This is a genomic window from Proteiniphilum acetatigenes DSM 18083 (assembly GCF_000380985.1).
Classification (GTDB): Bacteria; Bacteroidota; Bacteroidia; order Bacteroidales; family Dysgonomonadaceae; genus Proteiniphilum; species Proteiniphilum acetatigenes.
Genome location: NZ_KB905695.1, coordinates 26,695 through 47,215, shown reverse-complemented (window position 1 = coordinate 47,215; position 20,521 = coordinate 26,695). Strand labels below are relative to the sequence as shown.

Here is a 20,521-nt window from a genome sequence, read left to right as displayed (position 1 = left end):
AGCTCTGCCATGGCAAGAAATAGTGCGTTTTTGATGAATTAAAAAATAGTATTCTACTGTTGCTTGTGAGACAATAGAGGTGATTTAATTAATTGAAAACGAATTATGGGCCGGGATACTGTTGGCGCAGTCTCCTGGCTTTATTTATTATTTCAGGGTTCTCTCATAGGCATTTGTTTTTTATAAGTTATTAATCTATTTTGAATTATGATGATCATCTTTTCTGAAGAAAGATCGTATCATCACTGAACTGTAACCGGAATTGTCTTTTGAAATTAAGGACATTTGCAATCTCTTCCTTCGTCTGATGGGCAAAGAACTTTCCCGTATATTCTTCCTTCCTATCCACTTCATCCGGAATAATAATGGTAACACCGTATATCTTCTCCAAACGACGGGCTATTTCCTCTAATGGAGCGTCTCTGAAAGAATAAATACCTTTCATCCATGATGTAGCGTCCAATGTATTTACTTCCGACAGAGTCGTTTGATAAGACTGCTTGTCAAAATAGATCTGCTGATTCGGATACATCATAACTTCATTTTTCAGGTTGCCTTCGTTATCATATGTCCCTAATTTCACTTTTCCGTTCACCAGAGTTGTAATTGTATAGGGGTCGGAAGAATAGCCAAAAACATTAAATTCGGTACCCAACACATTGATCCGCTGTTTATCGGTATGAACGATAAAATCATGCCGGTCATCTTTCGTTATACTGAAATATGCTTCTCCATCCAGATATACTTCTCTTTCTCCTCTACCAAACTTTTCCGGATACCGAAACAGGGAAGAAGCATTCAACCGAACGATGGATCCATCAGATAACCGGATGGTTTGTGGCTCACTTTTGGCTCCGGTTCTGACCTCAACCCATACTATCTGATCATGCCCCTTGTAAAAGAAACGGACCCCAACAACCATCAGTAAAATAGCAACCGCAGCCACTCCTGCATAGCGTACGATGCTGATATAACGCTTACCCTGATTTGTTTCTGATGATGAAATATGTGTTGCGGATTGTTTCTTAAGTTTTTCCCATAAACGATCCCAACTTGCCTCCATTTCTATTACATCAGGTTTTTTCACTCCTTTACGAAGCTCATAAATATGTTTTAATTGGAAGAAATTATCTTTATTTTCCTGCGAAGTATGATACCATTGCAGGAAAACCTGCATATCATCCTCAGTCTGGTTCCCTTGAAGCACACGTACTACTATTCCCGGAACGTCTTCATTCATTGGTTATATCTTTTTGTCGAACTCTTTGTTCTTTCGTCATAACTCACCAGAAATCAACAAGTTTCCTGGTTTCAATTTATCGTCAGTTGCTTTGCCAAAACAGATTGATAATCTAAGTAATTGAATTGTATCATCAAATTTAGAGTATTTCTGATTATATTATATATACGATTGTTAAAAGTGAACTACGTATTATTTTTGAAAAATTTTTATATAAAAAATAAATAATGAGAGTGTATAATATATATATTAGTCATTAATCGATTTTTACAATAATTGGGGGAATCCCTTTATTTTCTCAATATTATACTGTATTTTTGAATTATGAAACTATTATTACTTTTAGTCTTATCAACCATCGTTTACATTCCATCGACATACGCACAGCAATATGCCGTAACCGAAGATGGCAGAAGGGTCATCCTTCACAGGGACGGGACATGGGAATATCTGCATATCCCCGAACACCATCCGCAGGCGACGGGAGAAAGCGGGAAAAAAGCCCGTATCCTCATAGGAGAAGAAATTATGATTTTCTTAAACAACGGTCAATTAGAAGATTTTTCTATTTTGACGAACGGGCAAAGGCTGTATGATAAAATGAATGGGAAATTAAAACGAATAGGTCGCCACGAAATCGAGTACGACTTTCACACCGAGCGGGTGAAAAAAATCGGCGGATACACTATCGAATATGATTTTCATACCGACAAAGTCAAGAAGATCGGCGATTACCCGATAGAATATGATTTCCATACGGGAAAAATATCACGTATCGGCAACACCCGTTTCGAATATAGTTTTTTCAACGGTAAACTTACCGATATCTCCGGTCATACACCTGGGATTAAGATCACTGTATATTAATACGAAACGAGCATATCAAAAATATAAAAAATAAAATAATCGTGTGAAAAGTAAAAATTTTATATCAAAAAAAGGAAAGAAAGAGAAAAGTAATCAGACTATCCCGAAGAAATTTCAGGGCTTTATAGACATGTGTCTCTACCGTTCTGACCGAAATATCCAATTCTTCGGCAATATCGGTATGCTTTTTTTCTTCGAGATAGGCCTTCTTAAAAATCTCCCTGCGTTTGGACGGTAGTTTTTCAATAGAAGCATAAACAGCTTCTATTTTGTCTTTATCCCATAAATAGTCTTTCGGCGATTCGTAATATTTTAGTTCGTCCAGCTTAATCTGTTGAACAGCTTTATTCATAAAAGTGTCCTCCACCTGTTGATGTTTCAAATAATCGTAACAGGCATGTTGAACCATAGACAAAAGGTAATTTCTGATATTTTCTTCCACAATGATCGTCGACCTTTTATCCCATATCTTAAGGAAAATATCGTGGACAATATCCTCCGCTGCATGGGCATCTACAAACTGCCGGGCAAAAAAGACCAGATCTCCGGCATATTGCAGGTAAAAAGCTTTAAAATATTCTGTAAAAATACCTTGATCTTCTTTTTGCTTTTTCATTTCGGAATTCTAAAGATATCCACCAAAGTGAAACTTTCATTGCTGTTAAAGACATCAGGCACAGGACTGTCCTGTGGGTATTTCCTGTCAAAGCGGGTTGAATAGTCTGCCGTAAACATTAACATCGATTTAAAACAACCCTCAAAAGTATAAAAAATAAATAAAAGTCATCTTCGGCAAGTTTACTTTAAACAAGAAAATTCATCTTCTGTATGTCGCTTAACGAAAAACCTGATATGGATAAACACATACAACCTGTTAAACAAAACAGCGGAAAACTTGTTTACTTTAATCACAGAAACGATAACATAAGATCAAAATGAAGATAGAAGTATGGACAGATATCATGTGTCCCTATTGCCATATCGGCAAAATACATTATGAGAAGGCACTCCGGCAGTTTGATCATGCCAATGAAGTGACTCTCGAATGGAAAGCATATCAGCTCAACCCCAACCTTCCGGACAAAGGGAAGGGTATCCCTGTCAAGCAATACTTAACGGAAATGGCAGGATATTCTGAAGAAAATGTAGATAATATGTTTGCCGGAATCAAGCGGCTGGCTGACGAGGCAGGTATTCCATTTGCTCTCCCCAACGCAATTGCTGCCAATACACGTGACGCACACAGATTAATCAAACTGGCAGCAGAAAAGAAACTGGATTCCGTTGTCCTGGGAAAACTGTCGAAAGCTTATTTCGAAGAAGCTAAGGATTACAGCGATTGGGAGTTGCTTGTCTCTATCGGGAAAGAGGCGGGTTTAGAGGAAGAAGAGATACGCCGCATGTTGGACAGTAACGACTATCTCTATGATATAAAGCAAGATATGCAGGAAGCGGCCAATCTTGGGTTTGATACCGTACCCACTTTTCTGATGGACAGGCGGCAGGCTGTTATAGGCTCGGAACCGGTAGATCTGTTTGTAAAAGTGCTGAACAAAGCATATAGTGACTGGAAAAACCGGACAGAAAAGGATACTTCGCCGGGACCGGAAGTGACCAGAGGTAAGTCATGTGACGCAGACGGGATGTGCGAGATTTAATTTTTTCATGTTTGAAAGGATTATGGTATCTTTGCACACAATGGAATAAGACCTACAGGTCTTTACTAACTTTTCAATGAAGCATATAAATGGAATATTTGCGGATTGATCCCACCGATACAGCGCGCTGGGACAGAGTTTGGAAATTGTATGAAGAGAGTTTTCCATTGGCGGAAAGACGAAAAAAGGACGATCATTTGCGTGCTCATGCAGATGAGCGATTCTTTCCCTTATCGGCATGGGAAGGAGAGGAATTGATAGGGTTGATATTCTTCTGGGAATGGGATTCCTATCGCTATCTGGAGTACCTTGCAGTTAACCCTGAGCTTAGAGGACAAAGTTTCGGATCTCAGATGTTGAAATATTTGCGTGATTCGGAGCATACCATCATTCTCGAAATCGATCCCCTCAGCAATGAATTATCGGTACGTCGCTTACAGTTCTATGAACGGGCTGGTTACACGCTCACTCCCTATCGCTTTATGCACCTACCCTATCGCCTCGAGGCAGAACCACAGGAGCTACTTATACTAAGTTATCCGAACATGATCACCAAAGAACAGCACAATGATTTTGTCCGGTTTGTGAATGAGGAGGTGATCCGTTACTGTGAAGGTTATCCTTTCAACCAAGCACCGATTTCATAAGTTGCAGTAATTGCTCTACCATCAGTTTTTCTCTTTTTGATCGTGGATTGATAGGATAAATGATGACCAGGATTTTTTCTTTATCCTCCATCTTCAGGTATCCCCCTAATCCCCATGAGGTCATTCGCGCATCTGTTCTGAACTTCAGGATGTTCTTTTTCCTATCAGAATAAGAGATGATCCATTGGCGGTCGATCCGCTGCATCACCTCATCGAAAGGGTATTCTGTCCGTCCGTTAAAGTGAAACAGCTCTGTCTTCTGACCGGAAAAAGAGGGAGGATCAGGATCATCCGATTCCATATAATCGAGCCGTTTTGAGAAATAATATGTAATGATCGCGGGAGGGATCATACCGACAATAAAAAACACTAACGCCGCCTGCCAGAGATTGACTTGCACCCTCCACAAAAAACAGACTACTACGATAATCCCAACGTAAAAAGCCAGGAAAATGGATACCCAGTATAAGTATAACCTGAATGTGAATCTCATACGATTAAAATTAGAACCACGAGCCAAGAACCAAGATTCAAGACCCATTTGTAAATTTACATATTAGTTTCTTGGCACATTTAACTATGCTTCACTCCGTTGAAAGTTGTTTGTCCCGACTTGTCGGGGTTGGCACATTAGTTCAGTTGTGGCATGACCAGTTCTTCTGTAATATGGATATCTTTAAAACCCATCTCTCTCAAAAGCGAAGTGATAGCAATCTTCGCTTCATCGGTCGCTTGCCTGTAGATACCCTGTTCAACTGCATCACGGATCATCACATTTTTCTCCCGTGAAATCGCCTCGTTGTAATCCGATATTTTAATGGGATTAAACGCATTCTCGCTTTCATTGTACACCTGTATTGATTTTTCATCAATCACTGTATCCAGTATTTTAGGTTTAGGAATCGAGATATGAATAGTAGTGTCGTTATCTACAGTCACATTTATCCGGTTAAAATCCACTCCGGCCTTAATATATCCGTTATATTTCAGTAAAAAATATTTGTCGGTCAGCGGCACATTGATATTTAAAAACTTACGGTAGTCTTTATAACTGATCACTCCCGTATAGTTATACCTGACCAATGCCAGCTCCTGTATATAGGAAATACGATTCATCACCGATGAACTGTCGTATCCTCTCTCTTTCTCAGCCCTTTTATTCCCTGCCAGCAGCAGGATCGCTAAAATAACTGAGAGAACGAAGAAGAAGACCGTCAGTATATTTATCCTTATTTTTGTACTCACTACTATAAATTTGTTATTGCTTACACATAGCTATTATATACCCAATACATCATTTCCAAATTCATCCTATCGGAGGACTAATGACTTTCATTTTACCAACAGACTCAATCTGTTTTATCAAGGCGACTCCCCAAGGTAATACAAAAATAGTAATTAAAATAAGAATATGAAGAAATTTCCTATTTTCAGATTTTTTTATTTATAGCATTATTTATCTATCTTTGAGGATCAATACATAACAGTTACATATTTTGTATAACCTATTACTCGTTTAAGATTTACTATGTTAAAAGAATCATTGAAGAATATCCCAATCCGCGACCTTCATGACAATGGAAAATTATCCGTTCGCGCACTCAATTGTTGTCTTTATATAGATCTATACACCCTCTATGATATTATTACCTATTATGAAGAGGGTGGGTCTTTTATGGAAATTCGAAATGTAGGCCACAGGACCTCGCTTGAATTAGAAACACTATGTAAAGACATTCTTTTTCAGCTTAAAGAACCCCAAATTGGGGACCATCAAAAAAAAGAGCCGGAATATGATAGAAAATCAGAAGTAAAAGAGTTGATTGAGAATGATCTTCACCATGCCCTCAATGATAAACTTATTTCTCCTGCCGAATTATTTAACTACTTGTCTCCCCTAAAAAAGATTTTAGTTGAAAAAAAATATAATGAACTTGTTTCGTCTTGTTCTAAACGGACAGCCAGATGGTTAGGTAAAATCAATTTTGAGAATTTTATATATGATTACCTAATTGAGCGGGACGGAGTTCTTATGAATATCAGGAATTTAGGCAAGAAAGCATATCCTGAACTCATAGCGTTAAAAAGAAAGTTCGAAAATGAACTTTTAAATATTATACTTTTACCGGAGGATGCTTTTCCGAGGGAGAGGCTAATATTGGAAAAAGGTAAATGGTTTGAGGAGGATTTTGTATATGATTACTATACACAACAGGGACATATACCCATGTTTTGGATACTCGAAAAAGAACTCAGGTCAAACGACAGGAGGGAAATTGATGTCCTTCTTCATTCATACCACATACTCGAAAACAATAAACTATTAACAAACAACTCATTAGGAAAAATACACAATCTATCAAGTCAACGGATCAATCAAATTAAAAATAAAACATACAGGAACTTCTTTTCACCCAATAATTCCTTTATTAAACAAATGAAAGAAGAATGTTCCTTTTATCAGCATTCAATAAAGGAGGACGATATTATATGGCAGGACGATGACCGCATCTCAGCATTGATTGAACGGGAAAATATTCATTTCACCCGGGCTTTTATCCTGAAGATACTCTCTCTGTTTACCGATTCCACACATATCTATATGGGTAGCTTTGCTATCAGGGAAAATGATAAGACATGGAAAAACAGTGTATTGATTCCGGCAGGGTTGGCAGAGTCTTTCAATTTTAACAGATTTATCACTGATATAAACCATCTTGTGTCAATTAGTAGAATAGACCTTATATCACACCTCGGAGTCTACTTATTAAGCTCGCCAGGATGGCAAAAATATAAGGACGGAATACTGGAAGGTGTAATAAAGGTTGCGTCCGATATCCTTGAGCATGAGTTCGGCCTTGCAACCGTCTCGGGAAAAGTCATCACTCCACCCCCTCCTGTTCTTCCCAAACAACCTTCCGATGTGATATATGAAATATTGAAACAGCAAGGGACACCCATGCACATAGATGATATATTTACAGAATTTAAAAAGATACTCCCGGAACATAAATATACCTCCTCCAAACAGCTTCGGCCTCTTTTATACCAACACGATTTAATAACCCACAAAGGCCGAAAAAGCATGTATATGCTAAAAGAATGGAAACATATCAAGTCGGGTACCATCAGGGAAACTATCATTGAATTTTTAAATGCACACGATAGTCCACGGGCAGTCGGGGAAATAACAGATCATGTTTTGCAATATTTTCCTGAGACAAATATCAACAGCATCCGGACATCGATGATCAAAGACTCAAAGAAACGTTTCAAGCAATATAAGAACGGGTGTTTCGGTTTGAGCAATAAGACCTATCCAGACAAGACGGGCGACCCGGCGACGCTTGGTATTTCCAACAAGCCATTTGATGAGAGACTGGCTGACTTGGAAAAGTTCATCTCACAGAACTGGCATTTCCCTTTTTCCGCTTCAACCGATCAAAATGAAACTTCACTGTATCGATGGTGGAGATTACAATGCATTAATTTTGATCAACTGACGGAAGGTCAAAAATCTGAAGTAGAGAGAATAAAAGATCAATATGCAGATATTGATACGGAAAAAAAAGTCTATGAGTGGAACAGTAAGTACAATATGCTTATTAACTTTCTATCTGATAATCAACGAATGCCTTCCTCAGGCAGCATAGGTCTTGAAAAGATGTTATACGATTGGTATAGCAGGGCTAAGAACGATTTCAAAACGAACCGTTTAAACGATGAACAAAAAAAGAAATACTTGAAATTTGAAAAATTGGCGAAAAATCCATATTCTTTCACATCTACAATCTTGAACGGTAGAATATCAAAATAAACCTCTTTGTATTGACTTTTTCGGTTATTTTTAATCTCTTCTTTTCTTTAGGTTTATCTACAATCGATTGAAACATTTTTTGTGTCTGTTTCAGGAATCTTTTCTCTGTATTTTCGACTTATAGCTATATAAAAATCATTAAGACATACAAATTGATGTATATCAGCTACACAACTTTATTATTATGTTAAATATGGCAATACACCACAAAATTATATATATATTTGTACATTACGGTTACAACCGCTAGGATAAGGTCATGAATGAATTCTTAAAAGCAAATTACTGGATCAACCGGAGAGATTATTTACTATGAGGCTCGCGTATGTTATACTTTTATTGATTATTTTTCCAACGGCCATTTTCAGCGTGGAAAGTGAAAACGATTCCCTGCTGAAAGTGCTGGACAAGGTTATTTCAGAACGATCCGGATACACAAAGATAAGGGAAGATAAGATCCAGGAATTGAAGCAGAGAAAACAACTACTGGTCGATACGAACGATATAATCAATATCAACTCGAAAATTATCGAACAATACAATAGTTTCATTTGTGACTCTGCAGAGTTTTATATCAAAGAGAATCTATCTCTTGCAAACAGACTGGATGATCAGGATATCATTGTGGAGAATCTGTTGCGCTTATCCTATATCTATTCACTATCGGGTTTGTTTCTGGAAGCTTCTGAACTTTTCGACTCTCTTGATTATGAAAGCATGTCAGACAAAGACAAGGTATGGTATTGTTGGAATTCTATTCGATATTTTGAGAGTCTTATATTCTATACTTCCGATGCAAACCACTCGCTGGTATATGAGAAACAAAAGGAATCCTATAGAGATAAGGTAATGGGGTTGTTAGACGAAGGATCCGAAGAATATAAAAAAGAATTAGCACATAAGCTTCAGGAAGAAAGGCAGTTTTCAGAGGCAGAAAAATTGTTGTTACCCGTCTTTCATAATCAGACACCTGAAACACACGGTTATGCAATGGCTGCAATGAATCTCGCCAAATTATACCGCCACTCAGGTAAAAAAGAACTTGAAAATTATTACCTGATTATCGCAGCGATCACCGACATAGAATTGGCGGTAAAAGAAAATGAAGCGCTGCTGTCTTTAGCCATAAACCTGTATGAAATGGGGGATATTGACAGGGCATACGAATATATAAGGATAGCTTTGGATGATGCGCTGTTTTATAATGCAAGATTTAAAAACTCCGTTATTGCACGGGTACAACCCATCATTGAAGACACCTACCTGCAAAAAATTTATTCTCAACAGAAGAATTTAAAGAACTTCTCAATCATTACCAGTCTATTTGCATTGGTCCTGATCATTACCTTATTTTATCTGTATCTACAGGTCAAGGCCGTTTCAAAAGCCCGGAAGGAGCTTAGAATAATGAACGAAGATCTTCTGCAGTTGAACCGGAAGCTGGATGAAGCCAATACCGTGAAAGAACACTATATCGGTTACTTTATGAACCAGTGTTCTATCTATGTCAATAAACTTCACAAGTATCGGAAAAATGTGAACCTGAATATAAAAACCGGACAGATAAACAATCTATTTAAATTATCCACGGATGAATTGGAGAAAGATATCTCCGAATTACATGCCAATTTCGACAAAACTTTTCTGGCACTTTACCCCAACTTTGTTTCGGAATTCAACTCTCTGCTCAGGGCTGATGAACAATATTATCCCGAAAGAGGGGAGTTAAATAATGAACTTCGTATATTCGCTTTGATCAAATTAGGGATCACAGACATGAAGCAGATCGCCGACTTTCTGCACTATTCGGTGCAGACTGTTTACAACTATAAAAGCAAAGTAAAGGGAAAAGCCCTGGCTGGGGGTGATCAATTTGAAGAAATGATCATCAGGATCGGCAGTATATCTTAAAAGAAGGATATTTCAAAATAGAGAAACTATCTGAATTTCTTAAAAAAAAGGATATAATCACCCGGTTCTTTGGGCATTCCTTTTTAAAAGGGAAGTATCCAAAGAACCGGGTGAAATTAATTCAGGTATAACCCCCTACTCACAGGTTTCCTCTATCACAAAATTATCTTGCGTTTCATTATCCAATATAACCACACTTTTATCCTTATTTGTGAAATGAACCTGAATGCCTGATATATCGGCATCTTTGGATAAACCAAAGAATTCTCTTGGGTAAATGTATTTCTGGAAAGAAGTCACTGCGCCCAGATTACCCAGTGATTCCATAAGAGTTTTATCGGAAATCTCGTCCACGATCTTTTCTTTCTCTACTCCACCTTCCATGTACAGTACCTTTGCATACAGATGAACATCGCCATCTTTCAGACCGCCTTCGGTTACGTAGTTCGGTTCATTATAGCGGATGGAGAATATATCACCGAAACCAAAAGTGGCAGGAACGAAAGATACTGCGGGGTCAGAAGTGAAGTCCATTTGAGGCTCATCACCACCGGTAACTTCCAGAAGTTTAGCTTCTACCACATCCTCACCTGGGTATTTTTCATTGTGGAATCCAAATGCTTCACCACAAAATGTGTACCCCGCATAGAACTTCACGGCACGTGGACCTGTATGAAGTTTTATGTTCACCGTACCCACTACAGTTTTTTGGTCTGCAATGTTATCATTGATTTGGAAAGTGGTAGCCGATTTAAATACGACCCATTCCATCGGCCCCGTGTTGCCAAGTACGCCCATACGGCTCTGGAACGAAGATGCCCATGGCATTCCGTCCGTTGGATTTGTGTCTGTGGCACTCATCAGTACCATGGGTTCGTTGGTAACTTTATTCCCGGCAAATGCCGCGTCAGTGGTAAGAGTCAACATAGCATTGTCTTTCACATTCCAGGCTTTAGGCATTAATATACCAAATGCCAACTTACTGTTACCATCGGTTTCGGCAACGATTTTTATCTTTACTGTTATGTTGATATCACTGTCAACCTGAGCATTGTCGGGGTGAATGATCTCTTCAATGGTCATGCAGGTGACAACAAGGAATAAGAGTACCAACAATGACAACGCGTATTTATATTTTTTTATGTATTGCATATTATTACAATTTTATTGATTAATGCTTTTGAAAGTATATTTATAATCCAGTGACGGACAATCCAGTTTGAAAGGGATGCTAAACTCACCGTTTACATAGTAGGCGATTAATTTGTCCGATTCAGTTAAACGCAATTCATTGGGAAGCACGCTCGTATTGAGATATGCATCCACCTTACCGGCTGGGATTTCATAGCTGTAAGGTGAAAAAGGCACATCGCCATTACTGAAAGTTACCGCACTGATCTTGTTATCGGTATAATGCAATGTCAGTTTGAAAGTATCGAAGAAGTCGAACTTCTGGGCGAGGTCGATCCCGTTAATGTTTACCTCATCATACTGGTAGACATGGAAGAGGCCATAATTTATATCGTAGTCAGACGGGTAATCGGATGATATTTGTGTTCGGTTTTCGTCTTCGCAGCTTACAATGGCGAATAAAACCGAAACCACAATAAGTATGAATGCATATTTTTTCATCATTTTAATTTTTAAGTTTATAAGTTGTGAATTTACAGTCTCTTAATCCATAATTTTATCTATATCGATCCAGAAAAACCGGGGGCGATACGTACTTACATCGCTGAACTGCTCCGCAAATACTTCGGTATTCACGTTGTAGCTGACAAGTATCATCCCGTCTTTCTCAAACTGCGGATGAGCCATCGCATTGTAGGTCAATAAATGGGGAGTGTTCTGCTCATAGGTTTTAAATATGAGCTGTTTATTTCTCCACGGTCCGGTAGGGCTATCAGCAATAAACGTGTATATCTCTCCGGAATTAAAAGTCTTCTTTTGGGTGAGCAGTACATACTTGCCCCGCAGTTTGAACACATTGAACTGTGACGAAACAGGGACAGTTGATAAGCCTTCCAGCTTCACGGCATCTGGAGGATTTGCACTCCAACCCGAACCGTTATAATATTGCCAGTTATCGTAAGGATTACCTACGGCAGTCCGTGCAACCAGTACTTCGGTGATGGGATCCATATCATTTCGTATATCCACCTGTGCATAGATATAATTATAATCACCATCGTTCAGTGCGGCCATTCCGTAATGAATATCCGGAGAGCCGTTGAATGGTATGGGCGTTATCTTATTCAATTCTAAACCGGGAAGGTTATACTCCAGTATATGGGTGGTTTCATACATGAATCCCCACATGCCTTCACCTCCCTGATACATCAGGGTTTGAAAGATGTATAACTTATCACTATTCACAAAACCGTGTCCGGGCCAGTACCATTTCTGCTCATCAGGATAACCCGGAGGTACTGCTGCAGAAGCATTCCTGTCACCCCCGTACCCGTAAATGGCGCTCACCTTACCATTGTCATACACAATATAGGTATTGCGATACATACGGTCGGATGTAGGGCGTTGTCCATTAGTAACCGTTCCTACGTAGGAGTCACCCATCAGGAAGATACTTCTTCCATCAGGCAAGGCAATGGAATACATTCCATCGCCTGCGGTTACGCTTCCCTGGTCGGGAATGATGACGCCTGCAATCACTTTGTCAAGACCATCAATCTTTGCCTGGGTAGTGTTGGTGGTTATAACTTCGTTGCCCTTCATCAAAGAGAGAGTTACGGATACAGGTTCATTGTATGGCACATGGGTGAAGTAGACCGTCGTTGCGTCTCTTCCAGCAGTTTTAGTTGTGGCCGGTTTGCTCAACTCAATACGATAATTATCGAAACTGATTTCCGGGTTGGTAAGTTCCCACGACAAGTATAGCGTATCCGCGTTGAATGTACTGGCAATTTTGATATAGGTATGATCACCGTCTGGTTCAAAGGGATTCTTCCTTATACTGTCATCACTGTCCGAGCAAGAGACGAAGATGCAAAGTAAGAATGATAATAATATCATATGGTTATAATTGTACTTCATATTAACTACTCGTTATTAAATGATCAATCCCTCTTCAAATTAGGATTTAACCTCTTTTCCCTGATCGGGTATGGTAACAATAAACTTGCTTCGGTAAACGGTGCTGTATGAGTCGGCGTCTGGTACCCGATCATATTTACCATCTGTCCTGTGACAGCATGTAAAGCCCTGCGGGTTCTCAACATATCATACCATGTCTGATTCTCGAAAGCCAGTTCCCAGAAACGTTCCTGCAATATCCTGTCGACAGTGATGGATGTTGGTTTCACTTCTTCCGGCAATGCACGTTTTCTAACGGCGTAGTAGGCTGCAATGGCATCGGCATCGGTTGTGGTTCCTCCATCGGCCTGGGCTTTTGCTTCAGCCAACATCAACAGTACATCTGCATATCTTAAGAGTGTAAAGTTGGCTCCGGATTTTCCGGTTACCGCGGCATCCTGGTCCCAGTACTTATAGATATATAGCCTGCCGAGGTCTACCATGCCCGATTGGTCGAGTGCCTCCTGTTGGGTATAATAGAATTCTCTTTCTTCTTTGCGCTTATCGCCTTCGGGATAGGTGTCGAAGAACATCTGGGTAACAGTGATTGCTCCACCGTAAGCAGCACTGGCAGAAACAGCTTTTACCGGCGCAGGATAAGCCAGCAGGGCACTATGGAGGGGATTACCTGCATTGTCGGCCTCTCTCTGAATGGACCAGATGATCTCTCCGGAATTTTCAACAGTCCTCAACTCTTCATAGCTGTCGAACAGATTGAATCTTCCACTGTTATATACCTGCTTTGCCATGTTGTAGGCCCTGGTATAGTATTCGGTTCCCTTTTGAAGGGGATATCCGGCCATCGTAAGTAAGACCTTGGCGTGTATAGACTTCACGGTTCCCTTAGTTACACGGCCACTGGTATTTGTCCACTCCATATCTTCCATCAGTTCGCCAGCTCTTGTCATATCCGCATCGATCTGGGTGTAGATGGCATCTACGGATGATAATTCAATGGCAGTGTCGGTTACATCTCTGGTAGGGGTGAGCTTCAGTGGCACCGGTCCATAGAGTCTTACCAGATTGAAGTAAAAGTAAGCACGGAGGAAATAAGTTTCGCCCAGGTACTGGTTCCTTTTGGCCTCACTTATCGTCCCTTCTGCCATACCTTCTATACCTTCGATGATGCTGTTGCAATTCTCGATAGCTCTGTATGCTGTCTCCCAGAATCTCTGTACATAGCTGTTATTGTCCGCAATGAGCAGACTGTTGGCCTGAGCGAGGTCTTGGGTACCTGACCCGCGCATACGTTCACCGTATCCGTGCATGAATTCCAGGAAAATGAAGCTCTGCGAACCGGGCTCAATATCTGAGTCCATAATATCGTCAACAAAAGTGTATATACCGTTGACAGCAGCCAAGACCTGCTTTTCGTTCTGGTAATATGAATCGGGGTTCAGAAATGTCTTTGGCTTTTCTTCAAGGAAAGAGTCGCATGAAGTGATGATTACCGCCAGGGCAATGAGCCAGCTTATATTTGAATATATCTTTTTCATACAATTATTTTATTTGTTTACATCAATGTGTATGGAACGTTTTAGAACCAGAATTTTTAGAATCAAGAACGAAGAAATTAGAACTAAGAAGTGGAGAAGTTCACTATTTCATTATTCATTATTCATTATTTACTTTTCACTTTTAATTCTTCACTAACAAAGTCTTGACTCTTGGTTCTTTGTTCTTTACTCTTTAATTCTTAGAATGTAATCTTTATATTAGCAGTAACTGTTGTTGGACGAGGGTATGAGTAGAAGTCGATACTCTGTCCGTTGTCTGTATTGAATGCTCCCATTTCTGTGTCATATCCGGGGTATTGGGTGAATAACGCAAGGTTTTCAACGGATACTCCCAATGAGAGGTTGTTTACTTCCCTGAGCCAGTTAAGCACTTTAGGACTGAAAGAATACGAGAGTACAACGTTGCGTATTCGCAGGAAGTCCCCTTTATGAAGCATATACGAATCTTTTTCGTTTTCACCGAAGAATGGGTCTGACGGCAAACGCAGTGCGGCAACCATAGTATTTTGATTCTCGGGTGTCCATGCTTTAAGTATATCTTTCACGCTGTTGCTGTACAACGGTCTGTTTTCGCCCATGGAATGGGTAATACTCATGATCTTGAAGCCGTACACATAATTAAGGTCAACCATCAATGAAAAGCCCTTGTAGGTAAAGGTATTCACCATGGTGAGGTTTCCTTTCGGTCTGCCGGTTCCCATTAACTGACGATCTTCTTCGTCGATCTTATAGTCACCGTTCACATCTTCGTACTTGATATCACCGGGTCTTTTGCCATACCTGGCAGCTTCCTCTACCTCGGCAAGACTCCAGGTACCCAGTCTTTTATAGACGTAATACGATGCCCAGTCTATACCTTCCCGGGCTATGGTATTATTCCCTGTATCAATGGTTTCTCCGTTTATATCTATTGTTTTCACTTTATTAGTGGAGTACACAAGATCTGTCACCCACATAAAATCTTTTGTATGAATGTTGCGGGATGTAATGGTAGCCTCGAATCCATCGTTCCGTATCTCGCCAAGATTGGACCATGTAGTAGCATATCCGGTGGTGATAGGTATCTGTTTCTCGAACAACAGGTCCTGGGTTGACTTGGTGTAATAGTCCATGATTACCTCTAAGCGGTTGTTGAAGAAGCTGAGATCTAATCCAACATTAAACTGTCGTGATGATTCCCACTTGAGGTCTTTGTTACCCAAATTGCTCAAAGTTACATACGACGTGAGCTCCTTGTTGAAAATGGTAGAGCCGTTTCCGTATTGTGAAATGGTTCTGTAATTGGGGATGGAGGCATTACCAACCACACCGTAACTTGTTCTCAGCTTGGCCTGGCTTACTACATTGAGGAGCGGTCGGAAAAAACTCTCTTCCGAAATACGCCATCCGGCAGATACTGACGGGAAGTATCCGTACTTGTTGTTCATACCAAAGTTTGAAGCACCATCAGCACGGAATGTAACACCCAGCAGATACCTGTCGCGGAAACTGTGATTCATCCGGAAATAGTATGAATTCATCGTATTCTGATTCATCCCGGATCTGGGTTCATGCCATGTTGTTCCTGCCGAAAGGTTATGATAGTCGAATGAATCATCGAAGTATTGTTCGGAACCGGAGGATGAACTTTCATTGCGATTATAATACCAACTGGCACCCAGCACAAAGTTAGAACTGAGTTGTCCGTTGAAATACTCATCGGTATAGGTAAAGTAGTTTTCGCTGGTGAGTTTCTGATTATCGGAGTTACTGATATCCGCGTAACCACCATTATTTTCGCTTACGTCCAGAAGTCCGGCTTTGGCATAACTCATCCCCTTCCTGTTGCTCTGCTGATAGTCTCCCTGGACAGTCAGCGTTAGCTTTCTGGTTAGGTCGAGAATGGAATTGAGGCTGAATACGGAGAAGTTGGATTTCCATTCATCCCTTCTATCCCGTAACAGCAGCAGTGGATTCTCTCCTTCTTCGGAAAATTTGTAATCTCCCTTGCGTCCCCAGGTACCATCTTCGTATTTAACAGGCACAATGGGCGGCATCTCGATCATATTACGGATCGCCCCCTGACCGAAAGAACTTTCCATATCGTTATTGTTACCTTTCTGACTTCCTACGGTTCCTACAACCTGAACGCGGAGCCAGTCCTTGATCCTGCTGTTTACATTAATAGTACCGGAAAAGCGTTCGTACTCGGAACTTTTCATCACCCCTTCATAATTCTGATAAGCAACACTTGAATAAACACTTGTATCATCATTGCCTGATGAAAAAGATACAATGTGGTCATTGGTAATGGCTGTGCGGGTCATTTCCTTCTGCCAGTCTGTGTTATACCTGGGCGAAGCAATAAGCAGTCCATTTTCATCGTACTGGTAGTTGCCGGAAGCATCCTTAGCATAGTAGAAGAGTTTTTCGTCGGCAGTGGTAAGGTGAGGCATGGTTTGTCCGCTGTAAGCATAGCTGCGCCGTTGAACTTCCATATATTCATCGGCATCCAGCATGTCGAGTTTGCGATTCATAAAACCAAATCCCATCTTACCATCGTAGGTAATGGAGCCTTTGCCTTTTTTACCTTTCTTGGTGGTGATAAGTACAACCCCGTTTGATCCCTGGGCGCCATACATAGCGGTGGCAGCTGCATCCTTAAGGATGTCGATAGATTCCACATTCGCAGAGTTGATGATATTGGGGTCAACCCCAATTACCCCATCGAGCACATAGATAGGATCTTTGCCCGCATTGATGGAGCCCATTCCACGAACGCGGAGGGAAGAACCACCACCAGGTCTGCCGGACATTGATACGTTTGTTACCCCGGCCACTTTTCCGGCTATGCCTTGCATGATGTTAAAGGCAGACGGGCGTTCATTCAATTCATCACTTTTTACAGAACTCACTGCTATGGACATATCTTTTTTTGAGCGGGTTCCGTATCCGATAACTACCAGATCTTCCATCAGAACAGCATCCGGTTTCATAACCACATTGTACTGTGAATTATCACCGATTGTCAACTCTACAGTCATCATTCCCACATACGATATCTGCAGCGTTTTAGCATCTGAAGGTATTCTTAAAGAGAAAATTCCGTCAATATCCGTGGTGGTACCTATTGTCGTACCTTTCACTACAACAGTCGCACCAATTACAGAATCACCGTTCTCATCTGTTACCACACCGGAAATAGTTCTTTCAGGACGTTGTGAAATGAGATCTGAAGAGGCTTTCGCCTGTACTCCGCTATTTAATAGCAGTATCAGGATCAACAGCAGTTTTACAATTTTGGAAAACACACCAGGTGCATCCGCTCTCTGTTTTCTTTTCATGTTTGTAAACAATTTTTGATTAATAAAAAGTTGCACTTATTTATGGTTAAGTATATATAAAATAATTACTTACCCCATTCTTTATTAGGAGTACTTCCCATATATAATTCCAAAACACCTCCCTGAACGATATCAGAAAAATCAAGATAGCATTCGCTATATTCTTCTCCGTTCAGCACTGCCTTTTGGATATATATATTTGCCGGACTATTGTCATGGGCAATGATTGTAAATTTCTCTCCCCGGGCGTAATCGGGGTCGAGCCTGAAGTCTACCCTGTCGAATACCGGGCTGGTAATCTCTAATCTTGTATCCCCGGGGCAGGAAGGATGAATGCCCGATGCTGTTAACACATACCATGCAGACATCTGCCCGGCATCTTCGTTACCTACAATTCCTTCCACTTCATTACGATATGCATTCTTACAAATATGCCTGCTCCATTTCTGTGTATTCCATGGCTCATTCAGTTTATTGAATAAGAAAGGCACAAAATGCACCGGTTCATTGGCATGATTGTAATAGTCATTCCACAACAGGTCATCCGGGGTTTTATCAAAGAAGCTGTACAGGTCTGCCAGCACTGCTTTTCTTCCACCCATAAGTTCCACCATACCCTCTATATCATGTGGTACAAACCAACCCTGCTGGTAAGGGTTTGACTCCACACACCCATACCATTCGGTTGTACGGGCGTTTTCCGGCCAGTCCTGCCATGAGCCGTCTGCTTTGCGGGGACGGAACCATCCTTTTTCCTTATCAAAAATATTCCGGTATGCCTGAGATTTCTGAGCGTATACCTTTGCTTCTTCGTCTTTACCCATTGCACTCGCTAACTGTGAAATACACCAGTCTGTATAGGCATATTCCAATGTATGCGAAATACTGAGCTCAGAGGGAGTATATCCCAGTTTATCATTACCGAATACACGGGAAGTATTTTTCGCATACTCATAGGCTTTTTCTACATCGAAAGTCCGGATTCCTTTTACATAAGCATCAGCAAGTACCGAGAGTGCCGGATTCCCGAGCATGCATCCGGAATAAGCATTCACAATTTCCCAACGTTCATAATATTCTTTGCCACTTTGTTCAGCCAACGTAACGAGTGAATTTATCTGATCACTTACCAGAGAAGGATTTATAATTGTTTGTAGCGGGAACTGACTGCGAAACACATCCCATCCACTGAATATGGTCCGTTTGGTAAAGGTTTCGTTTGTTGAATAAATTGTATTGTCACCACCCATATAACGACCGTCGGCATCGGTAAATATTCTGGGATCAATCATAGTATGATATAATGCAGTATAGAATATAGTCTTGTCATCATCACTTCCTCCGGATATTTTAATCCGGCTTAACTCTTTATCCCATAGCTGACGTGCCTGAGTCTTCACTTCATTGAAATCTAACGAGGCTATTTCAGTGTTGAAATTATTTTCTGCCCCTTCCATATCGACAAAGGAGATACCCACTTTCAGTGTAATTTGCTCTTCTTCCTGAGTAGGAAATTCGGTATAAAAACCAAGATGTTTTCCTTTCATTTCATCCTTTCCCGTAATAACCGGAGCTTCGGACACTCTGGTAAGGTAAGGAGCGCTCACCACATCATCTTTCTTCCGGCTCCAACCATCAGGAATATCGGCACTCCAAAATCCATAGTTCTCCAACGGCTTGCTGAAACGGGCGAAAAAATGTACGGTATAGTTTGTATTACCTTCTCCGTCGCCCCAGCCACCACCATCGGGCGTGCATTTCATCCACCCCTTGATGGTATATTGGTCTACCACTTTCACATACTGTTCTACAGATGTTCCTCCCACCCTACGGGCAAGGTCAATCTGAATACGTGATTTTTTATTTTCGGGAAAGGTAAACTTCAATATGCCGCAACGGGGTGTAGTGCTGCTCTGCACATTGATCCCGTAATCTGTAAGGTCGACCGAATAAAATCCGGCCTCGGCAACCTCGGATTTCTTATCGTAATACGATCTGTAGCCGGTGATACTCCCGTCTTCCTTTCCTGCAATTTTTTTCAATTCGCCGGTTGTGGGCATCACCAGAAAATTACCCAAATCCCCGAACCAGCCTACACCGCTCATTTGTGTAAAAGCAAAACCTTCTATTGTTTTATGTTCATAGCTGTATCCCGGGCTGTTATCCCCACCGGTAATGGTATTCGGACTTACCTGTACCATGCCGTACGGGGTGGTTGCTCCCGGAAAAGTTTTACCTAATCCGTGATAAACTCCGGCTGCCGAAGTACTGGTACTTGCCCCTATAAAGGGGTTTACATAATCCGCTGGTGAGAATTTTGTTGTATTATCTTTCTTTGCGTTTGAACAAGAGGTAATCCCGGTCATTGCGCAGAAGACGAATAAAAGAATAACTGCTGTCAGCTTGTTTCGATTGGATATCATATTAATTGTTTTAAAGGATCTAAGTCAG

At 40.7% G+C, this 20,521-nt stretch carries 15 protein-coding genes; 5 read left to right on the top strand and 10 right to left on the bottom strand.

The annotated features are described in order from the left end of the window. Positions 1–214 precede the first annotated feature (214 nt). On the bottom strand, positions 215–1,240 hold the full coding sequence (locus tag F597_RS0106715; protein ID WP_019538959.1) for a FecR family protein: 1,026 nt from the start codon (positions 1,238–1,240) through the stop codon (positions 215–217). A 324-nt stretch (positions 1,241–1,564) separates the two neighbouring features. Here F597_RS0106715 and F597_RS0106710 point away from each other — a divergent pair, with 324 nt between their 5' ends. Continuing rightward, entirely contained in the window at positions 1,565–2,107 is a 543-nt protein-coding gene (locus F597_RS0106710) for a hypothetical protein (RefSeq protein WP_019538958.1), read from the top strand. A 64-nt stretch (positions 2,108–2,171) separates the two neighbouring features. Here F597_RS0106710 and F597_RS0106705 read toward each other — a convergent pair whose 3' ends face one another. Next, entirely contained in the window at positions 2,172–2,723 is a 552-nt protein-coding gene (locus tag F597_RS0106705) for an RNA polymerase sigma-70 factor (RefSeq protein WP_019538957.1), read from the bottom strand. A gap of 319 nt (positions 2,724–3,042) precedes the next feature. Here F597_RS0106705 and F597_RS0106700 point away from each other — a divergent pair, with 319 nt between their 5' ends. Further along, positions 3,043–3,765, top strand: coding sequence for a DsbA family oxidoreductase (locus F597_RS0106700; protein ID WP_019538956.1), 723 nt, complete (start codon positions 3,043–3,045; stop codon positions 3,763–3,765). A gap of 89 nt (positions 3,766–3,854) precedes the next feature. Then, entirely contained in the window at positions 3,855–4,412 is a 558-nt protein-coding gene (locus tag F597_RS0106695; protein WP_019538955.1) for a GNAT family N-acetyltransferase, read from the top strand. Here the strand turns inward: F597_RS0106695 and F597_RS0106690 are convergent. Together F597_RS0106690 and F597_RS0106685 are read right to left on the bottom strand one after the other, a co-directional pair. After that, complete coding sequence (locus F597_RS0106690) at positions 4,390–4,905, bottom strand: hypothetical protein (RefSeq protein WP_019538954.1); 516 nt, start codon at positions 4,903–4,905, stop codon at positions 4,390–4,392. The genes F597_RS0106695 and F597_RS0106690 overlap by 23 nt on opposite strands. Before the next feature lie 137 nt (positions 4,906–5,042). Beyond that, positions 5,043–5,657, bottom strand: a complete 615-nt coding sequence (locus tag F597_RS0106685; RefSeq protein WP_019538953.1) for a DUF4230 domain-containing protein — start codon at positions 5,655–5,657, stop codon at positions 5,043–5,045. 298 nt (positions 5,658–5,955) lie between these two features. Between F597_RS0106685 and F597_RS0106680 the strand changes: the two genes are divergently transcribed. Next, the gene (locus F597_RS0106680; RefSeq protein ID WP_019538952.1) at positions 5,956–8,229 is read left to right on the top strand and encodes a hypothetical protein; all 2,274 of its coding nucleotides are present in this window, start codon (positions 5,956–5,958) and stop codon (positions 8,227–8,229) included. 312 nt (positions 8,230–8,541) lie between these two features. Further along, positions 8,542–10,140, top strand: a complete 1,599-nt coding sequence (locus tag F597_RS0106675; RefSeq protein ID WP_019538951.1) for a DUF6377 domain-containing protein — start codon at positions 8,542–8,544, stop codon at positions 10,138–10,140. Between the two features lie 135 nt (positions 10,141–10,275). On the opposite strand, the gene F597_RS0106670 is transcribed toward F597_RS0106675, so the two are convergent. From F597_RS0106670 to F597_RS0106645, 6 genes are all read right to left on the bottom strand, one after another. Then, the gene (locus tag F597_RS0106670; RefSeq protein ID WP_019538950.1) at positions 10,276–11,292 is read right to left on the bottom strand and encodes a DUF4961 domain-containing protein; all 1,017 of its coding nucleotides are present in this window, start codon (positions 11,290–11,292) and stop codon (positions 10,276–10,278) included. A 12-nt stretch (positions 11,293–11,304) separates the two neighbouring features. Next, positions 11,305–11,775, bottom strand: a complete 471-nt coding sequence (locus tag F597_RS0106665) for a hypothetical protein (RefSeq protein ID WP_019538949.1) — start codon at positions 11,773–11,775, stop codon at positions 11,305–11,307. Positions 11,776–11,814: 39 nt separating this feature from the next. After that, a complete protein-coding gene (locus F597_RS0106660; RefSeq protein ID WP_245542003.1) occupies positions 11,815–13,170 on the bottom strand; it encodes a glycoside hydrolase family 183 protein in 1,356 nt (451 codons plus the stop codon). Positions 13,171–13,214: 44 nt separating this feature from the next. Then, positions 13,215–14,726, bottom strand: coding sequence for a RagB/SusD family nutrient uptake outer membrane protein (locus F597_RS0106655; RefSeq protein ID WP_019538947.1), 1,512 nt, complete (start codon positions 14,724–14,726; stop codon positions 13,215–13,217). A 200-nt stretch (positions 14,727–14,926) separates the two neighbouring features. Beyond that, positions 14,927–18,070, bottom strand: coding sequence for a SusC/RagA family TonB-linked outer membrane protein (locus F597_RS0106650; protein WP_019538946.1), 3,144 nt, complete (start codon positions 18,068–18,070; stop codon positions 14,927–14,929). A gap of 65 nt (positions 18,071–18,135) precedes the next feature. Continuing rightward, on the bottom strand, positions 18,136–20,493 hold the full coding sequence (locus F597_RS0106645) for a GH92 family glycosyl hydrolase (protein ID WP_019538945.1): 2,358 nt from the start codon (positions 20,491–20,493) through the stop codon (positions 18,136–18,138). Positions 20,494–20,521 lie beyond the last annotated feature (28 nt).

Bases quoted from the DNA above. Each gene is read 5' to 3' on its own strand.
- F597_RS0106715 (WP_019538959.1), bottom strand. From the start codon at position 1,240: ATGAATGAAGACGTTCCGGGAATAGTAGTACGTGTGCTTCAAGGGAAC.
- F597_RS0106710 (WP_019538958.1), top strand. From the start codon at position 1,565: ATGAAACTATTATTACTTTTAGTCTTATCAACCATCGTTTACATTCCA.
- F597_RS0106705 (WP_019538957.1), bottom strand. From the start codon at position 2,723: ATGAAAAAGCAAAAAGAAGATCAAGGTATTTTTACAGAATATTTTAAA.
- F597_RS0106700 (WP_019538956.1), top strand. From the start codon at position 3,043: ATGAAGATAGAAGTATGGACAGATATCATGTGTCCCTATTGCCATATC.
- F597_RS0106695 (WP_019538955.1), top strand. From the start codon at position 3,855: ATGGAATATTTGCGGATTGATCCCACCGATACAGCGCGCTGGGACAGA.
- F597_RS0106690 (WP_019538954.1), bottom strand. From the start codon at position 4,905: ATGAGATTCACATTCAGGTTATACTTATACTGGGTATCCATTTTCCTG.
- F597_RS0106675 (WP_019538951.1), top strand. From the start codon at position 8,542: ATGAGGCTCGCGTATGTTATACTTTTATTGATTATTTTTCCAACGGCC.
- F597_RS0106670 (WP_019538950.1), bottom strand. From the start codon at position 11,292: ATGCAATACATAAAAAAATATAAATACGCGTTGTCATTGTTGGTACTC.
- F597_RS0106665 (WP_019538949.1), bottom strand. From the start codon at position 11,775: ATGATGAAAAAATATGCATTCATACTTATTGTGGTTTCGGTTTTATTC.
- F597_RS0106660 (WP_245542003.1), bottom strand. From the start codon at position 13,170: ATGATATTATTATCATTCTTACTTTGCATCTTCGTCTCTTGCTCGGAC.
- F597_RS0106655 (WP_019538947.1), bottom strand. From the start codon at position 14,726: ATGAAAAAGATATATTCAAATATAAGCTGGCTCATTGCCCTGGCGGTA.
- F597_RS0106650 (WP_019538946.1), bottom strand. From the start codon at position 18,070: ATGAAAAGAAAACAGAGAGCGGATGCACCTGGTGTGTTTTCCAAAATT.
- F597_RS0106645 (WP_019538945.1), bottom strand. From the start codon at position 20,493: ATGATATCCAATCGAAACAAGCTGACAGCAGTTATTCTTTTATTCGTC.